Below are 6,225 nucleotides of genomic sequence, written 5' to 3'. Positions count from 1 at the left end.
CGACCGGCGGGCACTCAGTGAGCTGGCCCGCGACCAGGCCGCCCACCTGCAGAGTCTGCTGCGCGACGCGACCGCCGCCACCGGCGACCCGCCCCGACCCGACCCCGGCCGACCCGACCCGGGCGGTTCCGGCTCCGGCGGCCTCGCAGCCACCGGCGGCGGAGGTCGCGCCGGTGCTCCCGCCCGCTCCCGGTACGCCGCGCCGCTACGTACCCCCGCCGCCCTCGGAAGAGCCGGTGGCGGCCGTTCACGAGCCGGACGACGTCCCGGGCACCCGCGGGCCGGAAGCGTGGTTCAGCCCCGCTCAGCCCGCCGAGTCCGACCAGGCCGAGCCGGCGACGGACCAGCGGTCGTTCGACCCGGTCGACGACGAGTCGACGTCCGGCGACGCCGACCTCACCGCGACACCGGTCGCACCGGACGCACAGACGTCGGCGGCGGCGGCCGACACCCATCTTGACGTGGCCGACGAGCACGCCAGCGGGTCGACGCCAGACGACGCCTTCGACCCGGTCTCCGCGCCGCCCGCCCACCCGGTCTCCGGTGCCCCTCGGCTCTGGCCGGAGGACCTGGACGACGACCCGCAGCCCGATTTCGACACGGGACCGGTGGACGGCGACGAGCCTGTCTCCGGCGCACCTGTCGCGATGCCCCACCAGCGGACCGAAGCCGACCTCGAAGCCGAGGGCGAGGCCGACCAGCAGCCCTTCGCCGCTTCGCCCAGCGAGGACAGCGATCCGGTCGGGCACGACCCGACGGACGAACTCGCGCCACCGGACGAGTCGACGGACGCGATCGACGATCCGAGCGCGAGCCCGACGGATGGCTCGCGGGGCGACGAGTGGCGGGGCGACGCGGCGCTGCACGTCACGGCTGCGGACGACACGAGGGCGCCCGTCTCGGCACCGCCGGTGTCGGCACCGCCCGCAGCCCCCGTCTCCGCACCACCAGCGTCCGCGACAGCGCCCATCTCCGCGCCACCAGCGCCGACCGCAGCCCCCGTCTCCGCGCCACCCCTCTCCACCGCGCCCGTCTCCGCGCCGCCAGCGCCGACCGCAGCGCCGGTGTCCGCGCCACCCGCCTCAGCGCGGCCGTACTCCGTAGCGCCCGTCTCGGCGCCGCCCGCACCGACACAGCCGCACTCCGTAGCGCCCGTCTCCGCGCCGCCAGCGCCCACAACAGCGCCCGTCTCCGCGCCGCCGGCGGCCACGCCCATGACCGCGCCACCGGCCTCGACACCACCGCCCGCCACGGCGCCCGTCTCCGGGCCGCCAGCGTCGGTGGTGCCGGCGTCCGGGCCGCCCGCCTCGGCCGTACCCGGCCCGAGGATCGGCTCGGGCGGGGAGAACGAGCCGGTGTCCGCGCCACCCGACCACACACCGCCGGTGGTGACCCGACCGTCGCTGGCCGACCCGGGCGACCCGGAGCAGGTGCTGGCCGCGTACCGGTGGCGGTTGGACCCGGTCACCCTGCGCGAGGAGCTGACGGAGCCGGACGACCTGCGGGCAATCCGGCGGCGGCTGACCGAGAAGTTGGGTTCGGCGGTCGACAACCGTGCCCGGGCCCGGCTGCTCAGCCTGCGGGCTGTGGCCTCGCGGATTCTCGGCGACCTGGACGACGCGCTGGCCGACGGTCGGCTCGCCCTCACCTACGCCGAGGCCACCGGCGAGCTGCGCCGGACCGCGCTGGCCCAGGCCCGGCTGGCCCACGTGCTGCGCTGGCGCGGCGACTTCGCCGAGGCCGACCAGCTTTTCGCCCAGGCCAACTCGGTCGAGTTGCCCGACCGGTTGCGGGCCGCATTGCACGAGCACGCCGGGCGGTCGTGTTACGACCAGGGGCGGCTCATGGAGGCCTGCGAGCACTTCGAGAAGGCGCTCGACCTGCGCGGCGCGGGCGACGCCGAACTGCTGGACCGGGTCCGGGTGGCCCTCGACGCGGTCACCGTCCGGGCCGAGGCGGGTGGCTTCGGGGCGTACCCCCGGAGTCGGGACGAGGTGCTCGACCGGGACCGACCCCCGTTGCCAGACCGCGACGGGCAGCTGTGGGGTTACACCAGCCAGGACGGCGACATGGTCGTGCCCGCCCGGTACGCCGAGGCGCAGCCCTTCCACGACGGGCTGGCCTGGGTCCGCCGGCCGGACACCGACCGCTGGTCGCTGATCAACCTGCTCGGTACGACGGTGATCCCGCCGTCCTTCCGGGCCGCGCAGCCGTTCAGCGACGGCCTGGCCTGGGTGGTCGGCGAGGGTGGTTGGACGGCGATCGACGCGACCGGGGCGGTGCAGGTCCCGCCCAACTTCGCCGAGGTACGACCGTTCCGGCGCGGGCTGGCCGCGGTGCGGCGCGAGGGGTGGGGGGCGGTCGACCGGACCGGTCGGGTCATCGTGCCCACCCGCTACCACGGCTTCGTCACCGAGTTGGCCGACGGCCAGCAGATCGACGGTTTCACCGACGAAGGGCTCGCCGTGGTCGACATGGCGGGTCGAAGGGGCGTGGTGGACCGCACCGGCACGGTGCTGGTCCCGCCGGCGCACCCGATGTTGGTCATCCACCCGGTGGCGTTCCTGATCGAGAGCGACAACGGGCGGTGGGGCGCGCTGGACCGGCGGGGCGTGCCGCTCATCGATCCGGTGCACCGCGATCGCGCCGAGGTGCTGGAGGAGATCGACCGGCTACTCACCGACGCCAATCCGGTGCTCTGAGTCACCGGTCGTCAGTGTTGATCCACTGGAGCTAGGGTCGGTACATGGAATTCCGACACCTGGGCCGTTCCGGCCTGATGGTCAGCGAGATCTCGTACGGCAACTGGATCACCCACGGTTCGCAGGTCGAGGAGGACGCCGCGTTCGCCTGCGTCCGGGCCGCCCTCGATGCGGGGATCACGACCTTCGACACCGCCGACGTGTACGCCGGCACGCGCGCTGAGGACGTGCTCGGCCGGGCGCTGCAGAACGAGCGCCGCGAGGGCCTGGAGATCTTCACCAAGGTCTACTGGCCGACCGGGCCCGGCCGCAACGACCGTGGCCTGTCCCGCAAGCACATCATGGAGTCGATCAACGGCTCGCTGCGCCGGCTGCGTACCGACTACGTGGACCTCTACCAGGCCCACCGCTACGACTACAGCACGCCGCTGGAAGAGACGATGGAGGCGTTCGCCGATGTCGTCCACTCCGGCAAGGCGCACTACATCGGGGTCTCCGAGTGGACCGCCGAGCAGCTGCGCGCCGCGCATCCGCTCGCCCGGGAGCTGCACATCCCGCTGGTCTCCAACCAACCTCAGTATTCGATGCTCTGGCGGGTCATCGAGACCGAGGTCGTACCGGCCAGCGAGGAGCTGGGCATCGGGCAGATCGTCTGGTCGCCGATGGCCCAGGGTGTGCTCTCCGGCAAGTACCTGCCGGGCCAGCCGCCGCCGGCCGGTTCCCGGGCCACCGACGAGAAGTCGGGCGCGGGCTTCATCTCCCGGTTCATGAACGACGACGTGCTCACCCGGGTCCAGCAGCTCAAGCCCCTCGCGGAGCAGGCCGGGCTCACCATGGCCCAGCTCGCCGTGGCGTGGGTGTTGCAGAACCCGAACGTCTCGTCGGCGATCATCGGCGCGTCCCGCCCCGAGCAGGTGCACGACAACGTGAAGGCGGCCGGGGTGAAGCTCGACGCCGAACTGCTCAAGGCGATCGACGACATCATCGAGCCGATCACCGAGCGGGACGCGGCGAAGACCGAGTCCCCCGCGCAGCGTCCCTGACGCCGTTCCGGCCCGGTCGGCGCGAAACCCTCGCGCCGACCGGGCCGGGTCAGGTCAACTCTGCCCGGTCACCGGTCACCGCCAGAAGCGGATCAGCTCCAGGCCGGCGGCGTAGAGCCCCGACGGCAGACCGAGCAGGTCACCGACCGCGAAGACCGCGTCGAAGAACCAACCGCCGATGCGCGGGTTCCACAGCAGCGCGAAGAGCAGGATGAAGCCGTACGGCGCGAACAGGTCGTACATCTTGCGCCACTGCGGGTTGAGCCACGGCTGGATCATGTTGCCGCCGTCCAGGCCGGGCACCGGCAGCAGGTTCAGCACACTGGCGGTGAGCTGGAGGAAGGCGAGCAGCGCCACCCCGGCCCAGAACTCCACCGGACCATCCGACTGGGTGCCGAGCCGCACCGCCGCCACCAACACCAGCGTGAACAGCACGTTGGTCGCCGGGCCGGCGAGGCTGACCAGGGTGTGCCGCAGGCGACCCGGGATGGCGTGCCGGTCCACCCAGACCGCGCCACCCGGCAGGCCGATGCCGCCGAGCAGCACCACCACCACCGGCAGCACGATCGACAGCAACGGGTGGGTGTACTTCAACGGGTTGAGCGTCAGGTAACCGCGATGGGCGATGTCCCGGTCGCCGGCCCGGTAGGCCACCACCGCGTGGGCGTACTCGTGCAGGCAGAGCGACACCAGCCAGCCGGACACCACGAAGAGGAACACGTTGAGCCGGACGCTGCCGTACCCGTTCCAGGTCAGCACCCCGCTGACCGCGAAGAGCGCGACCAGGCCGAGGAAGACCGGGCTGGGCCGGAACGCTGCCTTGGGGACGCCGAGGACCAGCCCGTCACCGCCCGGGCGGTCGTAGGCCATCACTCGGCCGTGGGCAACAGGCTCATCCGGTACTCCACCCGGTCGTCCTCCACGAGCGCGACCGAGGTGACGCCGGACGCCGCGAGCTCCCGCCAGGCCTGACCGATCCAGGATTCGGCGTCGGCCTGGCTGCCGAACGACTCCGCCGGTCCCTCGACCGTCTGGCCGTCCGTGCCCTCGTACCGCCAGCTCCACGCCATGCCGCGTCTCCCCTCGCCGCTGAAGTCCCCGTGGGACGAACCCTCGCCAGCGTAGTCGGCCCGGCGCGCAACGGCCGCTCGCTCGCCCCGGCGGGGACCCGCGGGGTGGATCAATCCGATCGACGCCGGCCGGTACGGTGGCTCGGTGCTGACACGGGGAGTGCTGCTCGGCGACCGGTACCGGCTGGGCGAGCGGGTGGCGACGGGTGGGATGGGCGCGGTCTGGCGCGGCACGGACGTGCTGCTGGAACGCGAGGTCGCCGTGAAGGTGCTGCTGCCGTCGCTGGTCGCCGATCCGGAGTTCACCGCTCGCTTCCGGGCCGAGGCGCGGATGCTGGCCGCGTTGCGGCACCCCGGCGTGGTGCCGGTGCACGACGTGGGGCAGGCCGCGCTCGACGACGGCAGCCAGGTCGACTACCTGGTGATGGAGTACGTCGAGGGCGAGCCGTTGTCCGCCCGGGTGCGCGCGGTGGGGCGGCTGGATCCGGCCACCACCATGTCGGTGCTGGCCCAGGCGGCCGACGCGCTGCACACCGCCCACCTCGCCGGCATCGTGCACCGCGACGTGAAGCCGGGCAACCTGCTGGTCAAGGGCAACGGCACTGTGGTGCTCGTCGACTTCGGCATCGCCCGGTCCCGCAACATGGCCGGGCTCACGGCCGCGAACATGGTGCTCGGCACCGCCTCGTACATGTCTCCCGAGCAGGCCACCGGGCAGCCGGTCTCGGCCGCCACCGACATCTACGCGCTCGGCGCGGTGGCGTACTTCTGCCTTGCCGGGCAGCCGCCCTTCCACGGTGACAACCCCCTCGCGGTGGCGCTGCGGCACGCCCAGGAGGACCCGGCGGCGCTACCGGCGAACACCCCACCGGCGGTTGCCGCCGTGGTGACCCGCGCGCTGGCCAAGCGTCCGGAGGACCGGTTTGGCAGCGCGGCCGAGTTGGCCGCTGCCGCCGCCGATGCCCGCGACGCGACCCTGGCGAGCATTCCGGTCTCGGCCCGCCCACCGTGGGCGCTGGCCGCTCCCACCCCGGGCCTCGCGGCCCCCGCAGGTCCCCCCACGCCGCCAGCCGGCCCGGCTGCGGCGCCGCCGTCCGCCACGCCGGTGTCGGCAGGGCCCGCCGCGCCGCGCCCACCGGCGAGCGCCGCGACCGAACCGACGACCGAACCGAAGCCGACCCGGGAGGACGCGCTCGGAAGCGCACCGTCGAGCCGACGCCGGGCACTGCTGGTCGGGGCCGGTGCGGTCGTCCTCGTCGCGGTGGCCGTGGTGGCCGTGGTCGCGCTGCGACCGGGAGCCAACCCGGGTACGGCGGGCCAGCCACCCGCGCTGGCCGGCGAGTCGGGGGCGGTCGCCGACGCTCCGCTGCCGCCCGGAGACGCGACCACCACCGGACCCCGGCCCAGCGC

The 6,225-nt window shown here is 73.8% G+C and carries 4 protein-coding genes and 1 pseudogene; 3 read left to right on the top strand and 2 right to left on the bottom strand.

Features of this window, described 5'->3' with window-relative positions:
• Window positions 1-1,226: 1,226 nt before the first annotated feature.
• Together GUI43_RS35205 and GUI43_RS33000 are read left to right on the top strand one after the other, a co-directional pair.
• A pseudogene (locus GUI43_RS35205) lies at window positions 1,227-2,702 on the top strand (WG repeat-containing protein); the annotation flags it as partial.
• 44 nt (window positions 2,703-2,746) lie between these two features.
• Window positions 2,747-3,745: an aldo/keto reductase family protein gene (locus tag GUI43_RS33000; protein ID WP_112589150.1), complete on the top strand. Its 999-nt coding sequence runs from the start codon at window positions 2,747-2,749 to the stop codon at window positions 3,743-3,745.
• Between the two features lie 75 nt (window positions 3,746-3,820).
• Here the strand turns inward: GUI43_RS33000 and GUI43_RS32995 are convergent, their stop codons facing one another.
• Both GUI43_RS32995 and GUI43_RS32990 read right to left on the bottom strand, forming a co-directional pair.
• Window positions 3,821-4,615, bottom strand: a complete 795-nt coding sequence (locus tag GUI43_RS32995; protein WP_112700692.1) for a site-2 protease family protein — start codon at window positions 4,613-4,615, stop codon at window positions 3,821-3,823.
• Window positions 4,615-4,815, bottom strand: coding sequence for a hypothetical protein (locus GUI43_RS32990; RefSeq protein ID WP_091407482.1), 201 nt, complete (start codon window positions 4,813-4,815; stop codon window positions 4,615-4,617). The genes GUI43_RS32995 and GUI43_RS32990 overlap by 1 nt, the downstream gene beginning before the upstream one ends.
• Window positions 4,816-4,960: 145 nt before the next feature.
• On the opposite strand from GUI43_RS32990, the gene GUI43_RS32985 reads away from it, so the two are divergent.
• Window positions 4,961-6,225, top strand: a 1,265-nt coding sequence (locus GUI43_RS32985) for a serine/threonine-protein kinase (RefSeq protein WP_211326803.1), incomplete at its 3' end; no start/stop codon positions are given.

It is taken from the genome of Micromonospora noduli (assembly GCF_003264365.1).
Taxonomy (GTDB): domain Bacteria; phylum Actinomycetota; class Actinomycetes; order Mycobacteriales; family Micromonosporaceae; genus Micromonospora; species Micromonospora noduli.
Note: the sequence above shows the minus strand (reverse complement) of the source record. Positions and strands in the feature narration are given on the sequence as shown.